The following is a 22,327-nucleotide window of genomic DNA, read 5'->3' as shown; positions in this document are numbered from 1 at the left end:
CGGCTGAAATTGAAAGAGAACCTTACCCGTTACTAAAAAGCGATTTGATGCACGTCATCACCACCCAAAATGAGCTCGAGTCCGTTCTCGCCGCTTTTGAAAAGTCGGATTTCGTCACCGTCGATACCGAATTCATCCGCGAAACGACGTTCTGGCCGATCCTGTGCCTGATCCAGATGGCGGCGCCCGGCGTCACCGCGCTGATCGATCCGCTATCGCCCGATATCAACCTCGCCCCGTTCTTCCGGCTGATGGCCAATGAAGCGGTGGTCAAGGTGTTCCACGCCGCGCGCCAGGACATCGAAATCATCGTCCATCTCGGCGATCTGGTGCCGCATCCGGTGTTCGACACCCAGGTCGCGGCCATGGTCTGCGGCTTCGGCGACAGCGTCTCTTACGACCAGCTGGTGCAGCGCATCACCGGCGCCCGGCTCGACAAATCATCGCGTTTCACCGACTGGCGCCACCGGCCGCTATCCGACAAGCAGCTCGATTACGCGCTGGCCGACGTCACCCATCTGATCGATGTCTACAAGCATCTCAGCGCCGAACTGGAGCGGGAAAACCGCGCCCATTGGCTGAACGAGGAAATGGAGGTGCTGACCTCGCGCGAGACCTACGATCCGCACCCCGAGGATGCCTGGAAGCGGTTGAAGATGCGGCTGCGCAAGCCGCAGGAGCTGGCGATCGTGCAGACGGTGGCGGCATGGCGCGAGCGCGAGGCGCGCGAGCGCGACGTGCCGCGCGGCCGGGTGCTCAAGGACGACGCCATATACGAGGTCGCCCAGCAGGCGCCGCGCGATGCGGCCGCGTTGAGCAAGCTGCGCACCACGCCGAAAGGCTGGGAACGGTCATCGACGGCAACCGCATTGCTCGGCGCGGTCAACACGGCGCTCGCTCTGCCCCGGGAAGAGATGCCGAAGCTGCCCAAGAGCTTTCAGCCGCCCGAGGGTTCAGGCGCGGCTGCAGAGCTGCTGAAAGTGCTGTTGCGAATCGTCGCCGAGAAGGAAGGCGTCGCCTCGAAAGTGCTGGCGTCCAGCGACGACATCGACCGCATCGCTGCCGAAGGCGAAGCCGCCGACGTGCCGGCGCTGCAGGGATGGCGGCGCGCCGTGTTTGGCGAGGCTGCGTTGAAGCTGGTGCGCGGCGAAATCGGCATCAAGTTCGACAAGCGCAAGATTGCGGTGTTCGATTTGTAGAGATCTTCCCTTCTCCCTTGTGGGAGAAGGTGGATCGGCGCGCAGCGCCGAGACGGTTGAGGGGTGCGTGACGGATCGCCATCCCCGCTAAGCTGGAACACCCCTCATCCGACCGAGCTTCGCTCGGCCACCTTCTCCCACAGGGGAGAAGGGAAAGTCAGCGCCTGCTCAAACCAGGCCGAGCAGGTGCAGCGCGAACAGAATCCATGCCAGCAAGAGAATGACCGCGCCCATGTAGAAGGCGCGGCTGCGAAACCGCAGATTGTTGCTGGTCAGGTGGACCCAGGCATGGCCATAGCGGGAAATCACGAAAATCCACATCAAGGCCAAGGTCAGATAATTGACGCCATTGGTCGCGTGCAGGGCCAGGCACAGCACGTAGAAAAGCACCGGCAATTCGAACTGGTTGATGAGATTGTTGGCGACCGTGACGCTGGACGCAGGCTCGGTCGTGCGGATCTTGTATTGGCCAACCTTGGCCTCGCCTGTTTTCACCGCACCGTAGCGGCGCTGGCCCATCACCACATAGACGATATAGACGAGCAGCACCTGCGCCAGCATCGGCCAGAAGATTGCGGTCTGGCTCATGGCGTTGCCCCTGCCTTGTTGTTCATGCCTGCGGACGTCGCTGGCTGGCGACGATGAAAGCCGCGATGACGGCGACAGGTATCGCCAGAAGCGCGAATTTGGTGACGATCAGCGACGAGGCGAAGGACAGCGAATCCGGATTGGCCGACAGCGCATCGGACAAAAGCCGCGCCACCGCAATGTTCTGGGCATAATCGGCGCAGGTGTAGGGCAGCACCACGACCAGCGCCAACAGCGACTGAAACTGCACCGGCAGGGTGCGAAAGAGCTTCAGCCGCCGCCCTGTGGCAAGGATCATGCTGACCATGGTCAATGACAGCAGCGCCGGGAACAGAAGGTCGAAGGTCAGGTAGTGCCAGACCAGGATGATCTCGCTGCCGCGCCGGCCGAGTGCCGTCAGCCAGGCCATGCCCTCATCCGGCGTGAACCCTTCAAAGCGTACATCGAGCGACGACAGGCCACCGCTCAACTGGCGGAAATAGAAGAATTCCAGCAGCGTCATGGCGATGAAAACCGCCGCGGAGGCAAAGCAAAGCGCGCCGGCATGGCGCGCCAGCCGCAGCACGATCGTCGCCTGATTGCGCCAGAGCATGTGCCGCTCTGGCTGCTGGTCAGGCTCCGCCGGGATAGTTCGGGCTTTCGCGGGTAATCGTGACGTCATGGGCGTGGCTTTCACGAAGTCCGGCGTTGGATATGCGCACAAAGGTGGCGCGCTCGCGGAAATCGGCAAGATCGCGGCCGCCGACATAACCCATAGCGGCTTTTAGCCCGCCTGCAAGCTGGTGCAGCACGCCAGACACAGGTCCTTTGTAAGGCACCTGCCCTTCAATGCCTTCCGGAACCAGTTTCAGCGTGTCGCGCACCTCGGCCTGGAAGTAGCGATCGGCCGAGCCGCGCGCCATGGCGCCGACCGAACCCATGCCGCGATAGGCCTTGAAGGAGCGGCCCTGGTGCAAATAGACCTCGCCCGGGCTTTCGTCCGTGCCGGCGAGCAGCGAGCCGATCATGGCAGCACTGGCGCCGGCAGCGAGCGCCTTGGCCAAGTCGCCCGAATATTTGATGCCGCCGTCAGCAATGACCGACACGCCGGATTTGTGCGCCGTCTCGACCGCCGACATGATCGCCGAAAGCTGCGGCACGCCGACGCCGGCGACGATGCGCGTGGTGCAGATCGAGCCCGGGCCGATGCCGACCTTGACCGCGTCGGCGCCGGCATCGATCAATGCCTGCGTGCCTTCGGCGGTGGCGACGTTGCCGGCCAGGATGCGCACGGAGTTGGAAAGCTTCTTGGCCCGCGTTACCGCATCCAGCACGCGCTGCGAATGGCCATGCGCGGTGTCGATGACTAGCAGGTCGACACCGGCATCGATCAACCGCTCGGCGCGCTCGAAGCCGTCATCGCCGACGCTGGTGGCGGCCGCCGCGCGAAGGCGGCCCTGCGCATCCTTGGTAGCGTGCGGGTTGAGCTGCGACTTCTCGATGTCCTTGACGGTGATCAGGCCGACGCAATTGCCTTGCTTGTCGACGACGACGAGCTTTTCGATGCGGTGCTGGTGCAGGAGCCGCTTGGCTTCGTCCTGGTCGACATTCTCCTTGACCGTGATCAGGTTCTCACGGGTCATCAATTCGAAGACTTTTTGCCCCGGGTCCGAGGCGAAGCGGACATCGCGGTTGGTCAGGATGCCGACCAGGCGACCGATCTTCTGGCCGCCGGTACCGCCATTCTCAACCACCGGAATGCCCGAGATGGAGTAGGTGCGCATCAGCGCCAGCGCGTCGGCCAGCGTCGCGTCGGGGCCGATGGTGACCGGATTGATGACCATCCCGGATTCGAATTTCTTGACCTGGCGCACCTGCTCGGCCTGTTCGGCCGGCGAGAAATTGCGATGGATGACGCCGATGCCGCCGGCCTGCGCCATGGCAATGGCAAGTCGCGCCTCGGTGACGGTGTCCATGGCGGCCGACAGGATCGGTACATTGAGGTCGATGTCGGTGGCGATGCGGGTGCGGATGTCGGTCTCACCGGGCATGACCTCGGAATGACCGGGCTGCAGCAGCACGTCGTCAAAGGTCAGCGCCAGCGCGCCGGTGGACGTTTCGATGATTTTTGCCATGGCCAGTCCTTCGAATACGAAAAAGCGCTGGGAGAATACAAAAAAGCGCTGGACCGCAATGGACAGCGCCGACTCGTTTCTTCCCTTTCAGGATTGGCGCTGGCTGGTAACACGTCGCGGCGCCTATGAAAAGCGGGTGATTGCCTATTCGGCGGACTTGCCCAGCAGAGCATAGAGCAGGGCATGGCGCGGCGATGCGAAAGGATTGACAACCGTTACGCCGCCCCAGGTGAAGCCGTCCTGCAGGTCTTCCGACAGCAGCAGCCGGCAACCGGTTTGCGAGGCAACGGACAGGACAGTTGCGTCCCAGATGCCGAAATGGTGATCGGTCGCGAGATCGGCCGCCACCGTCATCACCTCCGGTGTGGTGCCGACAACCGGAAACGCGTCGCGCCAGCTCAACAAGGCGTCACGGGCTTCCGCGCGCGACCTTCCGGCCTTACGTGTCAGAACGGTGAACAGCTCGCCGAGCACCTGGACCGGAATGATGGCGGCCTCCTGCGCCATGTCGCGCAGCAGATCGAAAACGATGTCGCGCTTCTCGGCCCCGTTGATCCCCTCCGCATAGACAAGGATGTTGGTATCAAGCGCGACCTTCACCGCTCGTCCTCGTAAAGCTCGTCGCGGGTCCAGCGCCCGGCCTCTAATACAGGCTGGCGTTCGAGGCGCGACAGCAGCGCGGTGCGCGAGCGGGAAGCCACGGCGTCGGGCTGCCCTGCGGGCACGATCCGCGCAACGGGTCGTCCATGGCTGGTTACGACATAGCTTTGCCCTTCCCGAACACCGCGCAGGAGGAGCGAGAATTTGCGGTTGGCATCGGCTGCCGAAACGGCCTCTTCCATGATAAAGCCCATATAGTAGTTATATTCACTACAATAATGCGCCGCGTCGCCTTTCGCAAGAGCTATTCTCTCTGCTTGCCTTGGAACGCTGCCATGCCCGCGCGAGCAGGCGGTCGCACAAAAGTGACAGCAAATTAATGCGACATCCGGGTAAAGGCGTGATAACCGCCCTTTCGTGTCGGCTTGCCCCGGTCGGCACGCACCTTTTGCCCAGTTCGGACGCGTTCGTTGAACCGCATCATTCCGCTCATACTGGCGGTCGCTCTCTTCATGGAAAACATGGATTCGACCGTTATCGCGACATCGCTGCCGGCGATCGCCGTAGACATCCACACCAGCCCGATCGCGCTTAAGCTGGCGCTGACCGCCTATCTGGTGTCGCTGGCGATCTTCATTCCGATCAGCGGCTGGATGGCCGACCGGTTTGGCGCCAAGAACGTGTTTCGGGCGGCGATCGGTGTGTTCATCCTGGGCTCGGTCGCCTGCGCCATCTCCAATTCGCTGCCGGCCTTCGTCGTCTCGCGCTTCCTGCAAGGCATAGGCGGCGCCATGATGACGCCGGTCGGCCGCCTGGTGCTGGTGCGCGCGACGCCGAAAAGCGAGTTGGTTGCCGCCATGTCGTGGTTGACGGTGCCGGCGCTGGTCGGGCCGCTTGTGGGACCACCGATCGGCGGTTTCATCACCACCTATTTCACCTGGCACTGGATTTTCCTGATCAACGTGCCGATCGGGCTGATCGGCATCTGGCTGGCGACGCGCTTCCTGCCGCAGACCGGTGCCGCAGAAACGCCGCCTCTTGATTTTGTCGGTTTCGTGCTGAGCGGGTTAGCGGCTTCCGGCGTCGTCTTCGGCCTGTCGGTGGTCAGCCTACCCTATCTGCCGCCGGCGATCGGCTTCATCACCGCGGCGGTCGGGCTGATTTCCGGCGCACTCTACCTCCTGCATGCACGGCGCGCCAAAACCCCGCTGCTGGCGCTGGAGCTGTTCCGCAACCAGGTGTTCCGCTCCTCGGTGCTCGGCGGCTCGCTGTTTCGCATCGGCATCGGCGCGGTGCCGTTCCTGTTGCCGCTGATGTTCCAGATCGGCTTCGGGCTGACGCCGTTCCAGTCGGGCATGATCACCTTCGTCTCGGCCATCGGCGCCATCGGCGTGAAGTTCGTCACGGCGCTGATCTTCCGGCTAGCCGGCTTCCGCCGCGTTTTGATCTGGGGCTCGCTGATCGCGGCTGCATCGATCGCCATCTACGGCCTGTTCACGCCGGAAACGCCCTACGCGCTGATGCTGACCATGTTGCTGGTCGGCGGCTTCATCCGCTCGATGTTCTTCACCGGCGTCAACGCGCTTTCCTATGCCGAAGTGTCGGCCGAAGACACCAGCAGGGCGACGCCGATCACGGCGGTGTTCCAGCAGCTGTCGATCGCGCTCGGCGTGGCGCTGGCCGGCGGCATCCTGGAAGTCTCGACCTCGATCCATGGCGGCCCGCTGACGCTTGGCGATTTCCACATCGCCTTCTTCATCGTGGCGGCGGTGTCGGCGGCGGCGTCCGTATCGTTCATGCGGCTGGCGCCGGATGCAGGCAACGCGGTGTCAGGCCATGGCCGGCTGACGACGCCGAAGACGCTGGAGCCGGTGAGCACGGCGGGGAAGTAAGGCCCTTGCCTTCTCCCGCTGTGGGAGAAGGTGGATCGGCGCGATAGCGCCGAGACGGATGAGGGGTGTTCCAGAGAACACCAACGCCTCACTCAGTTGGAACACCCCTCATCCGTCGCCTTCGGCGACACCTTCTCCCACAGGGGGAGAAGGCAGAGCCCGCCCTTTGAAGTCCTTCGCCAGCAAATACAGCTCCACAGACTCGTCGCGCGACGCCGGCGGCTTGACGTGATGCACCGAGCGAAAATTCTTCTTCAGCATCGACAGCAGCTCGTTTTCGGCGCCGCCCTGGAAAGTCTTGGCCAAAAAGTGCCCGCCCGGCTTCAGCACCGACAGCGCGAAATCGGCGGCGACCTCGCACAGATGCATGGTGCGGATGTGATCGGTTCGCTTGTGGCCGGTGGTGGGTGCTGCCATGTCCGACAGCACGACATCGGGGTCGCCACCCAGCGCTTCGGCCAGCTTTTGCGGCGCTTCGGGATCGAGGAAATCCATCAGCAGCACCGGCGCGCCGGGCACGGCATCCATTTCGAGATAGTCGATGCCGATGACATGCGGATTGTCCGCCGTCGATTTCGTCCTCGCGGCCGCCACCTGGCACCAGCCGCCGGGCGCGGCCCCGAGGTCGATGACCTTCATGCCGGGCTTCAAGAGATGATGCTTGTCGTCGATCTCGATCAGCTTGTAGGCCGCGCGCGAGCGGTAGCCATCTGCCTTCGACCTCTGGACATAGGGATCGTTGATGTGGCGCTGCAGCCAGCGGCGCGACGATTCCTTGAGGCCTGACTTCTTCTTGATCCGGGTCTTCAGCACGCGAATGCTGGCAGAGCCTGGCTTTTCCGGTTTCTTGGTCATGCTCGGCCACGCCCACTGTTGCGCCAGACGCCGTCATCGGCCATCAGCTCGCTCAAAATGCCTTCGCGCAGGCCGCGGTCGGCGACGCGCAGCCGCTCCGACGGCCACACCGCGCGGATGGCTTCGAGGATAGCACAGCCGGCCAACACCAGGTCGGCGCGGTCGGCGCCGATGCAAGGGTTGGCGCAGCGCTGCTGGAAATCCCAGCCGACCAGCTTTTCGACCATGCGGTCGACGCTGTCACGGTCCATCCACAACCCGTCGACCCGGCGGCGGTCGTAGCGTTCGAGATCGAGGTGAACCCCGGCCAGCGTCGTCACCGTTCCGGATGTGCCCAGCAGATGGAATTTCGGACTGGCCAGCACATGGCTCAGCCGGTCGCGGCCGTCGAAGGACCTCAGCCGCACGGCGACATCCTCGACCATGGCGGCAAAGATTTCGCGCGTCACCGTGCGGCCGCCAAAGCGCTCGGCGAGCGAGACGACGCCGACCGGCAGCGACGTCCATGACACGATGTGGTTGGCAAGCCGCGGCGAGCGCTGGCCGGTGAGGTCGATCAGCGCGATTTCGGACGAGCCGCCGCCAATGTCGAACAACACCACGCCTTGCGTGTCGCGCTCGACCAGCGAGCCGCAGCCCGACACCGCAAGCCGGGCCTCGGTCTGGCGGTCGATGATCTCGAGTCTCAGGCCGGCCTCGCGCTCGACACGCTGCAGGAATTCTACGCCGTTATCAGCGGTGCGGCAGGCCTCGGTGGCGATCAGCCGGGCTTTGCGGATCTTGCGGTTGCGCAATTTGTCGCCGCAGATCTTCAGCGCCTCGACGGCGCGATCCATCGCCGCCCGGCTCAGGTGCCCATTGGCGGTCAGCCCCTCGCCCAGCCTGACGATGCGTGAAAAGGCATCGATGACGCGGAACTGGCCGTGGCGCTGCGGCACCGCGACCAAAAGCCGGCAATTGTTGGTGCCGAGATCGAGCGCCGCAAACACCGGCAGTTCCTGCATCGGCGGCCGCTGCACAGACTGTTCGGGTCTGGGCTGCGCAGCCGGAGGCGCGGCCACAGGGGTCGGGGCGATGCTGACGGCCGGCGGGCCGGCTGCAACGAGATGGGCTGATACCGCCAGCTCATCGCGTGCAAAAACCTTGCGTCCGCGCCGGCGCTTGCGCCGCTTTCTCGCTTTGCCTCGTTGCTGCTGGGCGTCGCCGGCCTGTCCGTTTCCGGATTGAGGCCCCGCCTGGCGGGGCCGCCCGGCGGATGGGCTTGGCCCGCCTGACGGCGGCGAAGCCCTGGACACGCCCACTTCCGGCGCGCCTGCGCCGGTGTCGTGGTCTTCCACTTCGGGTCCTTCCGGCGCCGCGCGAACCGGGAAACCGGACGCAGCAGGCACCTAAATGTTTTAAGTTGCCGCCAGAGTAGCAGTGCGGGACCGGATCACCAAGAGCAGTGGGACAAATTTTGCCGGCATCACGCAGCGGCAATGCCTGCGGCGTTGAATAGCGGGGCTTGTCCGGTTGAATAGCCGGCTTCAATGAGGCATTTCTGAAATGAGGCGGCAATATTGGTGAATCGCGGATTTTTTCGCGCCCGCATGGGCGATGGGCAGCAACGCATGACGAGAACTCCATGAGCTGGAGGCGCTATCTGTGGCCGGTCATCGGCATTGCAGCGGTGATCTTCTCGCTGCTGTTGCTGTGGCATGAGCTGCGCGGCATCTCGCTCGACGATGTCTGGGACGGCATCGTCGCCATCCCGACGCGCGGCTGGGTGCTGGCGGCTCTGAGTTCGGTCGTCGCCTATGCCTCGCTCGCCGGCTACGACCACATCGCGCTCTTGCATATCGGCAAGAAAGTGTCGTGGCTGTTCGTCACGTTCTGCTCCTTCACCACCTACGCGCTGTCGCACAACATTGGCGGCTCGGTGTTATCGGGCGCTGTGATCCGCTACCGCGCCTACGGCACCAGGGGGCTGACCGGACAGGATGTCGGCATATTGGTGGCGATCTGCTGGATCACCTTCGTGCTGTCCAGCCTGCTGGTCGGCGGCCTGGTGCTGGTGTTCGAGCCGCAGATCATCGGCCGCTTCTCCGGCGCCCCGCATCACGGGCTGGCGATCGCCGCCGGCACCGCTTTGCTCATTCTGGTCGGCGCCTATATCTTCGGCAGCTGGCTGCACCTGAAGCCGCTGAAAATCGCCGGCTTCCAGCTGCATTACCCAGCGCTGCCGATCGTGGTGCGGCAATTGCTGATCGGCCCGATCGAGCTTCTGGCTGCGGCTGCGATCATCTTCTTTGCCCTGCCCGTGGCGGGCAATCCCGGCTATTTCGTCATCCTCGGCGTGTTCCTGGTGTCGTTCTCGGTGGCGCAGATCTCGCACGCGCCGGGCGGGCTCGGCGTGTTCGAGGTCGTGTTCCTCGCCGGTCTGTCGCAGATGGACCCGGTCGGCGTGCTGGCGGCACTTTTGGTGTTCCGCCTGTTCTACCTGATCATCCCGCTGGTGATCGCGCTTGGCGTGGTGCTGTTTTTCGAGCATTCGCAATACAGCCGTGGCGAGAAATAGCGCCCTGCCCGCGCGCATCGACGGAACAAACCAAAAGCCCATGATTGAAACACAAGGCAGGCTTGACTATTTTCCGGCGGCGGCTACAAGGCACGCGCGGCTGCTTCGGCGGCCCACCAGCGCGACAGCGCCTGCTGGGGAATAGGTTAACGGTAGACCCACGGACTCTGACTCCGTTAGTCCTGGTTCGAATCCAGGTTCCCCAGCCAAACAAAATCAAGCACTTATGAGAATTTATCAGACCGCATCAGGCCGCCATGTTGCGTTTGTGTCGCGTTCAGCCTCCGAGCAATGACTTTTCCGCTGCGGCCAACTCGTCCTGATCATTCGCGTTCGGGAACAAGTGGCCGTAAGTGTCGGCTGTCATCACGATGCTCGAATGACCCATGCGCGCCTGCACCGTCTTGATATCCTTGCCCTGCCCGCCAGCGTCTTTTGGATTGATGAGCCAGCTCGCATAGAAATGCCGGAGCGCATGAAGGCCGGTGTACTTCGCGGCCATGATTGGATTGCCTTCCTTGTCGGTCTTTGCCTTCCCCTTCCTGTCGAGCGCAGGGACAGTAAGACCGGCGGCTATCTGCGGCGGATGCAAGCCGCGTGTAACGATGTTGGCGTGAAACTCGATATTGCCCTCCCCGTTCGGGAAAACCAGATCGAGCGGACCCTTTGGACACTTGAGCTTCCATTCGCGCAACGTGTTGACGACCATCGGCGCCAGCGGGATCGTGCGGTCTTCACCTGCCTCTGATTTCGGCAGGCCAATCGGGTTATAGCCTTCATCGACATACTTCTTCGCGTGGTAGCGGTCCGCGCGCTGCCGGACATGAAGTTCCGCCGCCTTCAGATCCACATCGCTCCACCGCAGGCCGCGCAATTCGGATGAGCGAAGGCCAGTGAATATGGCGGTGACGATCAGCGGGCGGTGCCAGCCCTTGCTGTGCTCCACAATGAGCCTGATTTCCGCCGGTGACGGAATATCGATGCCAACCTTCAGTTTTGGTTTTCGGTCGCTGTTCTTCTTGCGCTTCCGGCGGTTGGACATGTCGTGCACCACATTGCGGGCAACCAGTCCGCGCTCCTGCGCATCCGCCAGCAATGAGCCCAGGCTTACGGTGACGCGCTTGATCATGTCGGCGCTGCAAACCTGCTTCTTGGTGCCGTGCGGCTCGGTGCGAAGCCTGTCCTGGAATTGGCGCACGACAGGGATGCTGAGCTTCGACAAGCGCAGCTTGCCCAGGAACGGCAGGATATGCTCGTTCAGGTGTTGGCGGCGTTGATCGAGCGTCGAGCGTTCGAGGGCTGCCGCCGTCCCATCCTCAAGCCAGAAAACGCTTGCCTCATCCACCGCGACAGTCGCGCGATCGGCCACGTGCGTTCCCTCATCTATGGAAACGGTGGTCTTTGCCTCCCAGGCATCGGCATCCTTCTTCTTGTCGAAGGTCTTCAGCCGGCGGGTGCCGTTGCCGTCCACATAGTCAACGATCCAGGCTTCTTTCTCGGCGCCCTTGGCGGTGGTCCATTTGCGCTTGCGAACCGACATTCCCAATCCCCTTGTGTGTAATCGCTGGTATCATGTCGCAATGTGTCGCGTAACAATCCGCTTGTCAACGTCGGCTTGTACCTGTTGAAAACTAACCGTTCTGACTTGTAATGGAACAAAACATGCACTAGAAGTTGGTGATCGACCAAAGTTTCAGTTGAGGGCGCGACGGCGCGGTTTCCGTTGCTAAATCCAACCCTTGGACGGCCACCGTTCTAACGGTGCCGGACTGAAAGGACTCGTCGGTGAATCCACACGTTGAAGAACAACAAGGCCTTGGCCTTGTCTGGGGCGCTGCCGCCATTGCGCGGGAGCTGAACCTCAAGAACGAGCGCCAGGCTTTCTACATCCTCGAAACCGGTCTCCTTCCGGCAAGGAAGGTTGGACGGCAATGGGTAGCGTCACGCGCCGCCCTGCGCGCGTATTTTGAAAACTTGCTGTCGCAGGAGGTCGCATGACTGACCTCACTCCTCCAGAACACCAGCACAGCGCCATCATCGAGCAGGCGGTTGAGTTCTATGTCGCCAACTTCGGCAACGTCGAGCGGCCAATCGTGCCGGCACTACAGCGGCGGTTTGGACTGACAGCGCACCAAGCCATTGTCGTCATCCGCGAGACAACGTTGCGGAGGGCTCGGTCGGCATGAGCCAGGACGATATCGCGACCGCGCCGCCGACGATGGATAGAGGCGCAACCTCTCTCGCAAGCCGGAAATTCGACTTTGAAGACATGATCAACGCAGATCCCAAATGCCCGATTCCGGCATTGAAGATTATTCGCGCCTATCTCCGGTTCGTCACCGATTTTGATACAGACAAGCCCTATGTGTCGATCATCGATCTACAGGTCGCCACCGGCCTGAGTACACGGGCGATCATCGACAACCGGAACGCCCTGGTAAAGCTTGGCTACCTGGAACCGGCAGGCAAAACCGGAACCGGCGCCCATCGCTACCGGCTGAGATTTGCGCGCGAAAGCATGGTGCTCGACCATATGCTGATCGCTAGGGAAACCCTCAGGCGCATCGATGCCGAGCGGAAGGAACGCCAGCGGCAGAAACGTTACGGAACGTTGTCAGAGCCCGATCCTGTGATTGAGCCAAATGCAGGCCCGGATCAGTCTTGTGATTGTAGTTCCCACAGGGACGTGATTGAGCCAAATGCAGGCAATTACCTAGATAACTACCTAGACGGTATTAGCTCTGAAGAAGGGGAAAATCCTTCACAGGTTCAAAACGGGCTCGATCCGGAAGGCGACCGCCACATACCCTTTCCGGTTCCGTCCAGCGCCGACGAGCTTGCGGCAATGATGTCGACCCTTTTCTCCGATCTCACTCTAGGTCCGCTCACCATGGCTCGGATGCGAACGCTGCTCGCAACCGGACGGCTGACACGCGCAATAGTCGAAGGTCAGAGGAGCGTTGCATGAGCACCAAGCACGATCCGGCTCAACTCGACCTGTTCGTCTGGGCGCAAAAGCGGCCGACCGCCAAGGTGATCAGCGCGATCCCTGGCCTAGCAAAGCGGATGTGGCGAGAGCGGCATATGGTGCAGCCGAACAATCCACCAAGCATCCTGCTACTGCGGCGGCGCGCATGAGGGGGCGGGCCATCAAGCCTGGAAATGTAGCCGATCGCCCACCGCCTGGGTCCCGTAACACGCGTTTCCGCAAAATCCTGAGTTTTTGGGCCACGCGTCGCAAAACTCTGAAAAGTGGGCCAAGGTTCGTTTTCTGGCTGACTGCAGCCAGTTTCGCTCTCATTGCCGCGATCATTCTCGGTGCGCTGCCATGACGACGCGCTCCTGCCTCAGCAAGCGGCGCAAGAAGCTCGGCTTGATCGTTTTGAAGACCGTGCACGACGAGGCGCACGTCACGGCATTGCTGACCAGCGCCGGGCAACTGCCGATCAACCTGGCCGAGGACAAAGCGGAGATCGAGAAGGCGCTTGAACGCTACATCGCCGCCGGCAAAGCCGCTGAGTTCGATGTATAAAGGCCAGGCAACACGTGGCCTGCCTAAACCCAGAAACGTGCGAAAGATTCGGCACGATTAATTTCTGAGGAAAACTGCCATGCGAGGCACAGTCCACATCGCAAACACCGACACCGACCGGGGCTTAGATTTCGCCCGCGTCGCTCGGATGCTTGCCAGGAACGAAAACCCCGGCGATCTCGACAACATGGCCGACATCATGGCGCCGCGCCTCATGGACGCCGCCAAGGCCGCTATGCAGATGAAGGCGGCAGTCACCAGCGGCCGGATTGATGGCGCGGGCTGGGGCGCGGAACTGGCGCCGTACGGCGTGGTTGCCGATGGCTTCATGGACAGCTTGCGCAACACTGGCGCGTTTTTCCGCATCCTCGATTCGATGCTGCGCGTGCCGTTGCGCTCGCAGCTTTCGGCAGTGACAGCATCGGCAACCGGCTACGTTCTCGGCGAAGGCTCGGCCAAGCGCATGACGCGGCTCTCCCTGGAAAATGAGTATATCGACGCCTTCCGGGCAGTCGGCTTTGTCATCGTCACCAAAGAACTTTTGATGCTCGGCGCCCAGGCTGACCCGCTCATTGCGCACGAATTGCGCGGCGCCGTCTCTGTCACCGCAGACGCTCAGTTCCTGACGATCCTCGATGCCGGCGCTACGTCATCGGCCAGTGGTGGATCTACGGTTGCAGCTATCCAAAACGACCTCAAGACGGCGCTGGCCGCTCTCGACCTAGGCGGGCAATCGAAGCTGTTTTTCATCACGCACCCCGACACCGTCAAAATGCTGGCGACGATGACGATCGACGGCGGTTTTGCCTTCGGCGATATCAACCCTGTCACCGGCGGCACGCTGCTGAAAACGCCGCTCATTCCCTGCGATGCTTGCCCCTACGGCACGTTCTATGCGCTCGACGCTTCGGGCATCGCCGGCAACACCGACGCGCTAATTCTGGAGCGTTTCCAGCACGCGACGATTCAAATGGACGATGCGCCGGATTCACCGCCGACCGCGAGCACAGTTCTGATTCCGCTGTTCCAGCGCGGCCTAGTTGCCATCCAGGTGTCGACATGGGCCGGCGCCAAAGTCGTTCGAGCAAACAGCGTCTACAAGCTGACATCGGTCGATTGGGGCTCGGCGAATTCGCCGTGAGGTAATGCAAAAATGAACCGCGGCTATTCCGTCCTAAATATCAAAAGCGTCTCGGAAGACGAGCGCACGATAACGGGCATCGCGACGACGCCCGCGACCGATTTGCAAGATGACGTCGTGGAACCTCGCGGCGCCGTTTTCAAGCTGCCGATACCACTACTCTGGCAGCACCAACACGATGCTCCCGTGGGCTGGGTAACGGCTGCAAAGGTCACCGACGCCGGAATCGAGATCGTCGCCAAGATCGCCACCATCGCCGATCCGGGCAAGTTGAAAGACCGGGTTGACGAGGCTTGGGGCGCCATTCGCGCCGGTCTCGTCAAAGGCTTGAGTATCGGTTTCAAAGGCCTGGACTCGGAGCCCATTCGCGGAACCTACGGCGTTCGATATCTTAAGTGGCTATGGCTTGAGCTCAGCGCAGTTACACTCGCGGCCAACGTCGAGGCCAGCATCCTGTCGGTCAAGCGGGCTGATTTCCGCGATGGTCGCTCGACACACATCGAGGTGGATCTCCAGCGCGCAGCCGCTCTCAGCAAAGTCGACACCGACATCGCCCGGATCAACCGGCTGATCGATGAAAAGCAGAAGCTTCTTAAGGCCGACCAGGCAAAGCATGCGCTCGATCAGAACACCGACTTGCAGAAGCGGCTCGGCACCCAGCTTTCAACCCTTAGGCAGCAGGCAGACGACGCGCAGGAAAAACGCTTCAAAGTCGAGATCGGCGAGATCGAAAAGCCAAAGGCGCCACAGCCGGCACGGCAGCGCCGAGCTTGGGAGATTGACGAGAAGGCTGTTGCGGCTGGTCCACCGGAATATCCCGCCGTCATGCGCGGCAATGACAACGGCGATGTTTTCCAGGATGCCTACGAAGAATCAAAACACTACTGGCGCGCCGCTTTGGCCGACCACTTCCGCAAGGCTGATCTGCCGGCTGACACGGCTGTGCACCTCGATTTCATCTCGAATGTCGAGGGTGACGTCTACGCCAATCATCTTTGGGCGATGCATCGCTGCATGGCGCTAGAGGCGCGCGTCGCCGAACTGGAGGCGAACGGGCAGCGCGACGCCTACAAGGGCGTCTTTCAGCGTGCCTTGCCATACAGCAAGGGCGCACTGGTTACGCACGACGGATCGCTCTGGGCGGCCCTGCAAGACGTACAGGAAGGCACGCTGCCAGGCACCAATCCAACATCGTGGCAGTTGGCCGCGAAAGGCACGACGAATCCTCCCAAGCTCGGAAAGGCACGAACACATGACAACGCTCGCTGAGATCAACATGGCCTTCGATACCAAGATCGCGGAACAGCTCGAAAAGGACGCGATCATGATCACCGACAAGGGCGCCACGCCAGTCGAGATGGCGGCCTGGCTTGCCATGCGCAAGGTAGCGCTGGCGAACTGGAAGGCAGAGAGCATCGAAGAGTTCAAGCGCTTCGCCATGGACCCAAGCGCGCACGGCTCCGTCCAGTGACCTCCGGGGGGTGGTCGCCTCGACAGGACCATCAATCCCAGACCGGTCTCCGGAGCTTTGTTGTCATAAAGCGGTAGAAAAAAGTTTTTTGAAACAGAAAAGGTTCGCCACAATTGGACCGACGAATACCGATGGAAACGCTCGATGACATTGCCCAGATAGCTGCGATCCCCAAAAACGCGCACGTCGAGTTGCGCATTGGCCTTGGGATACACGAGCACAGCGGCGCGCTCATGCTGAATTTTTCAATTGGCCCGGTAGGCGGCGGACCGGCGACGAAAAGTTTGGGGATCAAGGCAAGCCTCATCCCGGACGTTCAAGCGGCACTTACTCAGGCATACGAGATTGCCAATGGCAAATGATCTGAACCTAAGCCTAATCGCCGATAGTCAGGCCGATGGCCAATGGCAGACCAGCAATGACGGTTTGACACAGTTGGCGAATGCCACGACCGACGCCTATTCGGTGGACTTCTCGGCCGGCAATGTCACGCTGAACTCGACGCAATACCGATCGGCTTATACCTTCAAGCCAAGCGCTGCTCTTGCAGCAGCCCGCACGCTGACACTGCCGGCGGTAAAGCGACCGTTCGTCTTCCACAACAGCGACGCCTCCTACACCGTCACGCTCAAGAGCACCAACGGGGCATCACCCGAAACAGCCACGACGATTGCGGTGCTGCCGGGCCAGATATTCTTCGGCTACACCAGCGGCGCCTCTCCGGGCCTCTATGGTGCCATCATGGAATCGGCGACCGCTGGCACCAGCACGGAACCGAGCGACCGCGTGCGCGTCGCCACCACGGCCAACATCACGATTTCGACCGCCCTCAACAACGGGGACGCACTGGACGGCGTGACGCTGGCGACGGGTGATCTGGTGCTAGTCAAAAATCAGTCCAGCGCTGCTGAAAACGGCATCTACGTCGTCGGTGCCTCGCCGGCCCGCTCGTCCAACTACGACACCTATGATGAGCATCCGGGTTCGCTGATCGCCGTCGAGGAAGGCACCACGAACGCCGACACGCTGTGGCTGTGTACGTCCAATCGGGGCGGCACGCTGAACACGACAGCAATCAACTTTTCGGCCCCAACAACCTCTGGATCGTCTATCACGGCAAAGGACGAGGGCTCCACGCTCACCGCTGCCATGACCTCAATCGACTTCGTTGGCAGCGGCATTGTCGCAACCAACTCCGGTGGCGCGGTCACTGTAACGGTGGCAAGCGGGCCTGGAACCGGATCGGCAGGATTCGCCCTGGCCGGAAGCTGGACCTATGCAAGCGACGTTGCCCAAGTCGACTTTACCGGCCTTGGCTCCTATCAGGAATTCGTTCTCATCGGGACGGCACTTACAACGTCAGTCAGCGGCTTCAGGGCAATCAGATTTAGCATCGATGGTGGTTCGACCTATTACTCAACGTCAGGTGATTACGCCGACATAACGTCGGCCGGGGTGACCACCAACAACACGGCTATCGGAACCCACTCTACATCGGCAACGGCGGCTCGTGACATTGCGCTCCGCATCTTCCCGAACGTCAGTGGAGCCATCAAGGTGGCGCAGAACCAGCAGGGGCTTTACAGCAAATTCGCTGCGAGCACCTCCGTCGTCAACGCAATCCGCGTGTTCAATACAGCAGGCGGCAACCTGACTGGAGGGGCTCTGTACCTCTACGCTCGATGATCGATTACGCCGGCTTGTCGACCAGAGGCCGCTTGCGCTTCGGTGCGACATAGCTGGTCACAAGCCGAACTTTGTCGAGATCAACCGTGACTGGCGGGTGAAGATCAATCGTCACTTTCTCCTCATCCACGCGCAGAACATCGCCAGTCAATTCGATTGCCTGTCCGCGCTTCACCTTTGTGGCAGAATCGACAATTGAATGCGGAAAACCATAGGATGGGATCGACACGCTTATGCGGTCTTCGGTGACGCGTCGGCGCACCGTTGCCGTGATCGCGACTTCATCGCCCACCTTGACGCCCTTGCCCATATTCGGATTCTGGGGCGGCACGTCGCTTAGTCAAGAGGATGCTAATGGACCGGCGGATCGACCGGGAGGCGGCCCGGTTGCGTGGGAAAACTTGAGGGATCGCAACCGGGCCATGCCGGAGTTCCTCCCGGCAACCGGAGCATGTTCCTTATTTTAGCGGAACACAATATTCGCGCTGGGACACTCCGCCGTTCCGGTAAACCCGCAAGAAGACGCACGCGCGCAAGCCGGCCCCGGGGGGCCAAAACCGGCAAGTTTGCCGATTTTCAAAGACCGCTCGCCGATCCAAAATGCGCAAAAAGCCAAATTAACATTCTGCGATGTCTAATCTGCAATTGCCTTTTGGCCCACTTTACGCGGCAACCTTATCAACGTTACGAGTGAAGCGATCCCACCGGCGACCTAGTTCAACCGACTTTCGGGCCGGACCAATCTTGCGGTGGCGAATTACCCAGCCCTTTTTGATCTCAAGGCCGTGCTGTGCAAAAGCTTCAAACTCCATCGGCAACCCATCTGGCTTCCCGGTTACCTTATCCATCTTGTTGAAGGTCCACCCGCCTGAGACGAAGTTATTGAGACTTCCTCCGACCATTTGGTTGACGCTGTGCAGGCGAACTACGAAAGGGTCGATCTCTTGCGGAGTGGCCGACGCGTTATAAGCCCGGAACAATTGACGCGATATTTCCAACGGCCCTTTGAAGTCGAAGAAATCAGTGATCAACACCAATACGTGGCGTTTTTCATCCCGATCGTAGGCCCAAAATAGCGCATGCGGATCCAGGCCCAGCTCGGCCAGAGCATCGCCGTATTCCTGCCCGGCAATTAGGAAACGTTCGTCAATTGCTGGCGTATCCATGTGACCACTCCGTCGTCCCCAAACGCTGCCTCAACATACGAGCGGGCGACCTTTCGGGGCATCGGTTTTGGGTCGTACCCCTGATTTCTATTCCATTGTAGCATAACATGCCAAGAAGGCGCATTTCTGTCGCTTCGCTTTATGGCGATTCCGGCTATGTCCTTCAGCTCCCGAAGGTTGTGTGTATAAAGATCTGGACGAGAGGCTTTCGACGGCCACTGATTGAAGCGCTGAACGTACCAAATGTAGGCCTTTAATGCGCATTCGGTAGCGATGGCTGCATTAAATACGGCCTGCCCACACGCCCGCTTGTCATCGACAATGGACAATGCTGTGCGTTCGTACCGGTTAGACAGCGCCAACCAGTCGCTTATCGAGCTTGGTTCGCCCGTCACCCTCAAATGCCCCTCGCGTCTGTTCTGGAAGGATGCAATGCCAGCTTTGTCCCCGCAAGAGGGAGCGGCTTGACGATTTCTGCGAATGAGAACATCGTGTCCGTGGGCGTAGAAACCCGGACCGTGATAGACCGCATTCCTTGGCAGGAATTTGCCCGACGCTTGGCGGCGTAGGGCGGCGGTGACTTAGCTTTTCCGCCTTGGAAAAGCTGACAGACGCGCTTGGCGGCGCGGCTCTGCCCGACTGTTATGGCCGGGGGCGAGCGTGCTGTCCAGGGGGAAACCCTAAAAGCGTCTCGGCCAGTCTCACGGCTGGTTTCTACCCCCCGGCTACGGCGCCGCCCGCCGATGATGGAAAGTATTCCACACGGGAATGCTTTCCGCCGGCCGTAGAAAGCCGGTTCGAACCGTGAGAAACGACCATGACCTACCTTGCAATCCTGTTGGTGCTTGCCGCAGCGGCGCTCCGCACGCGCTTTGTGCGCCTGCATCTCGCCCTCAGACTCCTCCGCCTGTCCAATGCCCTCCACGACGCTGGCGCGCGTGTCCTGCGCCAAGTTGAGCAGGAGATGGGCCAATGACCCCGCACGAGGCCACAGCGAGCCCACAGACGCAACCAACGGCAACCGACGACATCAGCCTCACCAAGAAAGGCGAGGCCTACGCCGCTGCCGCTGCGGCAGAGACGTTGACGCTCATCATCGACCGCAGCAGCCGCAAGTCGCTGGCAACCTCCATCGAGGCGTTGATCGATATGCTCGATGATCTGTCACCGGACCCGGACCTTGAGGAAACCGCCGACGATGAGCCGTGGCTGGGCTGGCCGACGCGGGGGCCGCAGACGCTTCACTCCCCGTTCCACGAAGGCCGGGGAAGCGTGTACGACGACCGCGAGCTTGACGACAGCGACGACGAGGAAGGCGGCGACGACGAGCATTCCAACGGCTGGCAGAACGAAGGGAAGCAGGAGCATCTGTCATGGAACAGCGAGGGGGAGCCTTCGCTGGGCTGGACAGAACACATTGACCAGCGACTGAGCATGAAGGAAACGGAGAACGACTGGCACGTTGAGGACGGCGAGCAGGACGCCGGAGACATGCCGGAGCAGCCAGACCATAATTAACTGAAAACTGGTTGACGAATTTGGCCCGGCGGCTTCGTTGCTTCCGGGCCTTTTCTATGTCGCGTCCATGTCGCGTGGAGTTGCCGATAGTCGCGCGAAGTCCTTGTAAATCAATGGTAGTGGCTCGCAACACAATGCGACATGGAGCTAGGGCTTTGCAGCCTCTATGACTATGATTTTGCTGCGAAAATTGTCCTATTCGGCATGTAGAATTTGCGGACTCTGACTCCGTTAGTCCTGGTTCGAATCCAGGTTCCCCAGCCATGCTGCTCGCGAATATTTTGGCTCCACTATTAACTGTTTTGCCAAGTTGGACGTTGACGCTTCCTCTTCGGCAGAGTTAATAATCTCCTAATTTAGCATTCTATAAAAACTCGTGATCAGCAACCAACGAGTAGACAATGCGATAGGGGTAGGGAGACGCAGCGCGACGACCAATGTCGTCGCAGCCATCATCATCATCGAGCCGCCATCCGTCTGTAAACGGCCAGCTGAGCGGACCGCTCGTAGCGCGGCGGCTTCTTGGATGATGCGCTGACAATAGACGTCTACGAGTTTTTGACAGGGAGCAGTTTTCTTTCAGTGCGGTCGGTAAACGGATGTGGGGGCATCTGTGTATGGGTAAGTGGGGGTGAAATGGCGTCTTCTCAAATCACAGACGGCGACGGAACTGCGAAGTCGCTTTGCGAATCGCCACAGGCCGGTGATGGCGCCTACAGGTTTTCCGAAGATGCGACCATGCTCATTTCCACTCCCCTTGCCGTCGTATCTCTCGATGTGTTGAGCAAGGATTTAGCAGGAACCGCACTTTGCTCTATCGATGATGAGTTTTCTACCTCGACCAATAGGAAGAAATCCGCTGTTGCCTGCGAAAGTTCAGCACGCACCAGTCTGTGTTTGCCGAACTCGCGGGCTTGGGCGTTTGGCATTGGTACACATGTCATTGGTCTGAACGCGAACTCATTTGATCTGGCGCTCTCGCCTGGGATCAAGCCGTTTGTCGGCGAAGGCGAACTTCCCCCCATGGATTCACAATTTTTGAGCGACGCCGCTGCGAGCGGCAGGTCGATGTCGACACTTCTTGATCGACAAGAACAATTGGCAAGATAGGGGACTGGGCATGGCGACGACACTTGGCACAAGCGGCAACGACAATCTGGTTGGCGGTAGCGGAGATGACGTGCTTTTGGGCGGCGCGGGAAGCGATCGCCTGAATGGCGGGTCAGGCGCCGATACGCTCGATGGAGGCAGTGGTTTCGATACTCTCCTGGGCGGATCGGGAGCGGACACCCTCATCTATCGCGCGTGGGAAAATCAGTACAAGTTTGGTAGCCTGGTATACGGCACAGGGACAACCGCTGGACAAACAGCCTTTTCGGGCTACGACATCTATGACGGCGGCAACGGCAATGCTGCGAAAGGCACTGCCGAGATCGATACACTTGCTATCTATCTAAGCAATGATCAACTAGCCAATACGTCATTCATGACGGCGTTTAACGCTGAAATTGCTCAATTTCGTGCCTTCATTGCCGCAAATTCGAACTCGAATACTGGCCAAGCAGGTCAGGCGGAATTTACGTTCAGCACGATCAATCTCAAGGTTTCCGCGATCGAGCGGATTACCGTTCTCGATAGTGACGGGCATGTTCCTGTATACGTCGATATTGTCGATTCCGCCTTAAGTGATAGCGACAACAACTCGGTCGTGACGTTCACTTTTGTTGGTCCGGTGACGGGTTTCACTTTAGCCGACGTTACGACAACCCACGGCACGCTGACTGATTTTGTGATGGTTGATGCTTCGCATTATACGGCGAAGTTTACAGCAACAGACGGCTTCGCCGGCACCGGCTCGGTGTCGGTGACGGCTGGCAGCTACACCGACCTTGCCGGCAACACTGGTGCTGGCGGCTCCGACACTGTTGCGGTCGACACCGAGAATCCGACCGTCACCGTCGACATCGCCGACGCCTCGCTCAGCGACGGCGACAACAACTCGGTCGTC

At 60.7% G+C, this 22,327-nt stretch carries 28 protein-coding genes and 1 tRNA gene; 19 read left to right on the top strand and 10 right to left on the bottom strand.

Features of this window, described 5'->3' with window-relative positions; genetic code table 11:
* Positions 1 to 47 precede the first annotated feature (47 nt).
* Positions 48 to 1,199 carry a ribonuclease D gene (rnd, locus tag FJV77_RS25995; protein ID WP_142869445.1) on the top strand — a complete coding sequence of 384 codons (1,152 nt, stop codon included), beginning with the start codon at positions 48 to 50 and terminating at the stop codon, positions 1,197 to 1,199.
* A gap of 168 nt (positions 1,200 to 1,367) precedes the next feature.
* Here the strand turns inward: rnd and FJV77_RS25990 are convergent, their stop codons facing one another.
* The 3 genes from FJV77_RS25990 to guaB are packed head-to-tail and all read right to left on the bottom strand — an operon-like array spanning position 1,368 to position 3,901.
* Positions 1,368 to 1,787: an MAPEG family protein gene (locus FJV77_RS25990; protein ID WP_142869444.1), complete on the bottom strand. Its 420-nt coding sequence runs from the start codon at positions 1,785 to 1,787 to the stop codon at positions 1,368 to 1,370.
* A gap of 22 nt (positions 1,788 to 1,809) precedes the next feature.
* A complete protein-coding gene (locus FJV77_RS25985) occupies positions 1,810 to 2,379 on the bottom strand; it encodes a hypothetical protein (RefSeq protein WP_246691388.1) in 570 nt (189 codons plus the stop codon).
* Between the two features lie 19 nt (positions 2,380 to 2,398).
* On the bottom strand, positions 2,399 to 3,901 hold the full coding sequence (gene guaB, locus FJV77_RS25980) for an IMP dehydrogenase (protein ID WP_142869442.1): 1,503 nt from the start codon (positions 3,899 to 3,901) through the stop codon (positions 2,399 to 2,401).
* Between guaB and FJV77_RS32510 the strand changes: the two genes are divergently transcribed.
* Positions 3,888 to 4,076, top strand: a complete 189-nt coding sequence (locus tag FJV77_RS32510; RefSeq protein WP_142880254.1) for a hypothetical protein — start codon at positions 3,888 to 3,890, stop codon at positions 4,074 to 4,076. The genes guaB and FJV77_RS32510 overlap by 14 nt on opposite strands.
* Here the strand turns inward: FJV77_RS32510 and FJV77_RS25975 are convergent.
* Both FJV77_RS25975 and FJV77_RS25970 read right to left on the bottom strand, forming a co-directional pair.
* A complete protein-coding gene (locus FJV77_RS25975; protein ID WP_142869441.1) occupies positions 4,046 to 4,501 on the bottom strand; it encodes a PIN domain-containing protein in 456 nt (151 codons plus the stop codon). The two genes, FJV77_RS32510 and FJV77_RS25975, sit on opposite strands and share 31 nt — an antisense overlap.
* A complete protein-coding gene (locus FJV77_RS25970; protein WP_112563531.1) occupies positions 4,498 to 4,743 on the bottom strand; it encodes a type II toxin-antitoxin system prevent-host-death family antitoxin in 246 nt (81 codons plus the stop codon). Before FJV77_RS25970 ends, FJV77_RS25975 begins: the two co-directional genes overlap by 4 nt.
* 228 nt (positions 4,744 to 4,971) lie before the next feature.
* On the opposite strand from FJV77_RS25970, the gene FJV77_RS25965 reads away from it, so the two are divergent.
* Positions 4,972 to 6,393 carry an MFS transporter gene (locus FJV77_RS25965; RefSeq protein WP_142869440.1) on the top strand — a complete coding sequence of 474 codons (1,422 nt, stop codon included), beginning with the start codon at positions 4,972 to 4,974 and terminating at the stop codon, positions 6,391 to 6,393.
* A gap of 108 nt (positions 6,394 to 6,501) precedes the next feature.
* Here FJV77_RS25965 and FJV77_RS25960 read toward each other — a convergent pair whose 3' ends face one another.
* Both FJV77_RS25960 and FJV77_RS25955 read right to left on the bottom strand, forming a co-directional pair.
* Positions 6,502 to 7,248 carry an RlmE family RNA methyltransferase gene (locus tag FJV77_RS25960; protein ID WP_142869439.1) on the bottom strand — a complete coding sequence of 249 codons (747 nt, stop codon included), beginning with the start codon at positions 7,246 to 7,248 and terminating at the stop codon, positions 6,502 to 6,504.
* Positions 7,245 to 8,585, bottom strand: a complete 1,341-nt coding sequence (locus FJV77_RS25955; RefSeq protein ID WP_142869438.1) for a Ppx/GppA phosphatase family protein — start codon at positions 8,583 to 8,585, stop codon at positions 7,245 to 7,247. Before FJV77_RS25955 ends, FJV77_RS25960 begins: the two co-directional genes overlap by 4 nt.
* A 287-nt stretch (positions 8,586 to 8,872) precedes the next feature.
* Here FJV77_RS25955 and FJV77_RS25950 point away from each other — a divergent pair, with 287 nt between their 5' ends.
* Together FJV77_RS25950 and FJV77_RS25945 are read left to right on the top strand one after the other, a co-directional pair.
* Positions 8,873 to 9,805, top strand: coding sequence for a lysylphosphatidylglycerol synthase domain-containing protein (locus tag FJV77_RS25950; protein ID WP_142869437.1), 933 nt, complete (start codon positions 8,873 to 8,875; stop codon positions 9,803 to 9,805).
* A gap of 135 nt (positions 9,806 to 9,940) precedes the next feature.
* Positions 9,941 to 10,014, top strand: a tRNA-Gln gene (locus FJV77_RS25945).
* A 68-nt stretch (positions 10,015 to 10,082) separates the two neighbouring features.
* Here FJV77_RS25945 and FJV77_RS25940 read toward each other — a convergent pair.
* On the bottom strand, positions 10,083 to 11,345 hold the full coding sequence (locus tag FJV77_RS25940; RefSeq protein ID WP_142869436.1) for a site-specific integrase: 1,263 nt from the start codon (positions 11,343 to 11,345) through the stop codon (positions 10,083 to 10,085).
* A gap of 245 nt (positions 11,346 to 11,590) precedes the next feature.
* Here FJV77_RS25940 and FJV77_RS25935 point away from each other — a divergent pair, with 245 nt between their 5' ends.
* The 10 genes from FJV77_RS25935 (at position 11,591) to FJV77_RS25895 (ending at position 17,635) form a co-directional block, all read left to right on the top strand.
* Complete coding sequence (locus FJV77_RS25935) at positions 11,591 to 11,803, top strand: DNA-binding protein (RefSeq protein ID WP_142869435.1); 213 nt, start codon at positions 11,591 to 11,593, stop codon at positions 11,801 to 11,803.
* Entirely contained in the window at positions 11,800 to 11,991 is a 192-nt protein-coding gene (locus FJV77_RS25930) for a hypothetical protein (RefSeq protein WP_142869434.1), read from the top strand. Before FJV77_RS25935 ends, FJV77_RS25930 begins: the two co-directional genes overlap by 4 nt.
* Positions 11,988 to 12,773: a hypothetical protein gene (locus FJV77_RS25925; protein WP_142869433.1), complete on the top strand. Its 786-nt coding sequence runs from the start codon at positions 11,988 to 11,990 to the stop codon at positions 12,771 to 12,773. Before FJV77_RS25930 ends, FJV77_RS25925 begins: the two co-directional genes overlap by 4 nt.
* Complete coding sequence (locus tag FJV77_RS32505) at positions 12,770 to 12,943, top strand: hypothetical protein (RefSeq protein WP_185970432.1); 174 nt, start codon at positions 12,770 to 12,772, stop codon at positions 12,941 to 12,943. The genes FJV77_RS25925 and FJV77_RS32505 overlap by 4 nt, the downstream gene beginning before the upstream one ends.
* Before the next feature lie 190 nt (positions 12,944 to 13,133).
* Positions 13,134 to 13,337, top strand: coding sequence for a hypothetical protein (locus tag FJV77_RS25920; protein WP_142869432.1), 204 nt, complete (start codon positions 13,134 to 13,136; stop codon positions 13,335 to 13,337).
* Between the two features lie 214 nt (positions 13,338 to 13,551).
* Positions 13,552 to 14,478 (top strand): phage major capsid protein, encoded by a 927-nt coding sequence (locus tag FJV77_RS25915; RefSeq protein WP_185970431.1) that lies wholly within the window; start codon positions 13,552 to 13,554, stop codon positions 14,476 to 14,478.
* A 12-nt stretch (positions 14,479 to 14,490) separates the two neighbouring features.
* Positions 14,491 to 15,747 carry an HK97 family phage prohead protease gene (locus tag FJV77_RS25910; protein WP_142869430.1) on the top strand — a complete coding sequence of 419 codons (1,257 nt, stop codon included), beginning with the start codon at positions 14,491 to 14,493 and terminating at the stop codon, positions 15,745 to 15,747.
* Complete coding sequence (locus FJV77_RS25905; RefSeq protein WP_142869429.1) at positions 15,731 to 15,949, top strand: hypothetical protein; 219 nt, start codon at positions 15,731 to 15,733, stop codon at positions 15,947 to 15,949. The genes FJV77_RS25910 and FJV77_RS25905 overlap by 17 nt, the downstream gene beginning before the upstream one ends.
* A 131-nt stretch (positions 15,950 to 16,080) precedes the next feature.
* On the top strand, positions 16,081 to 16,311 hold the full coding sequence (locus tag FJV77_RS25900; protein ID WP_142869428.1) for a hypothetical protein: 231 nt from the start codon (positions 16,081 to 16,083) through the stop codon (positions 16,309 to 16,311).
* A complete protein-coding gene (locus tag FJV77_RS25895; protein WP_142869427.1) occupies positions 16,301 to 17,635 on the top strand; it encodes a hypothetical protein in 1,335 nt (444 codons plus the stop codon). The genes FJV77_RS25900 and FJV77_RS25895 overlap by 11 nt, the downstream gene beginning before the upstream one ends.
* Positions 17,636 to 17,639: 4 nt before the next feature.
* On the opposite strand, the gene FJV77_RS25890 is transcribed toward FJV77_RS25895, so the two are convergent.
* On the bottom strand, positions 17,640 to 17,945 hold the full coding sequence (locus FJV77_RS25890; RefSeq protein WP_142869426.1) for a hypothetical protein: 306 nt from the start codon (positions 17,943 to 17,945) through the stop codon (positions 17,640 to 17,642).
* 352 nt (positions 17,946 to 18,297) lie between these two features.
* Positions 18,298 to 18,801 carry a hypothetical protein gene (locus FJV77_RS25885; protein WP_142869425.1) on the bottom strand — a complete coding sequence of 168 codons (504 nt, stop codon included), beginning with the start codon at positions 18,799 to 18,801 and terminating at the stop codon, positions 18,298 to 18,300.
* An 817-nt stretch (positions 18,802 to 19,618) separates the two neighbouring features.
* On the opposite strand from FJV77_RS25885, the gene FJV77_RS32500 reads away from it, so the two are divergent.
* The 4 genes from FJV77_RS32500 to FJV77_RS33330 form a co-directional block, all read left to right on the top strand.
* Positions 19,619 to 19,777 carry a hypothetical protein gene (locus tag FJV77_RS32500; RefSeq protein ID WP_185970430.1) on the top strand — a complete coding sequence of 53 codons (159 nt, stop codon included), beginning with the start codon at positions 19,619 to 19,621 and terminating at the stop codon, positions 19,775 to 19,777.
* Positions 19,774 to 20,319, top strand: coding sequence for a hypothetical protein (locus FJV77_RS25880; protein ID WP_142869424.1), 546 nt, complete (start codon positions 19,774 to 19,776; stop codon positions 20,317 to 20,319). Before FJV77_RS32500 ends, FJV77_RS25880 begins: the two co-directional genes overlap by 4 nt.
* A 522-nt stretch (positions 20,320 to 20,841) precedes the next feature.
* Entirely contained in the window at positions 20,842 to 21,429 is a 588-nt protein-coding gene (locus FJV77_RS25875; RefSeq protein WP_142869423.1) for a hypothetical protein, read from the top strand.
* Between the two features lie 10 nt (positions 21,430 to 21,439).
* Positions 21,440 to 22,327, top strand: an 888-nt coding sequence (locus tag FJV77_RS33330; protein WP_281408603.1) for an Ig-like domain-containing protein, incomplete at its 3' end; no start/stop codon positions are given.

Source organism: Mesorhizobium sp. WSM4306, assembly GCF_007003975.1.
In the GTDB taxonomy this organism is placed as follows: Bacteria; Pseudomonadota; Alphaproteobacteria; order Rhizobiales; family Rhizobiaceae; genus Mesorhizobium.
The sequence above is the reverse complement of the archived record's forward strand: the minus strand, read 5'-3'. Positions and strand labels throughout refer to the sequence as shown.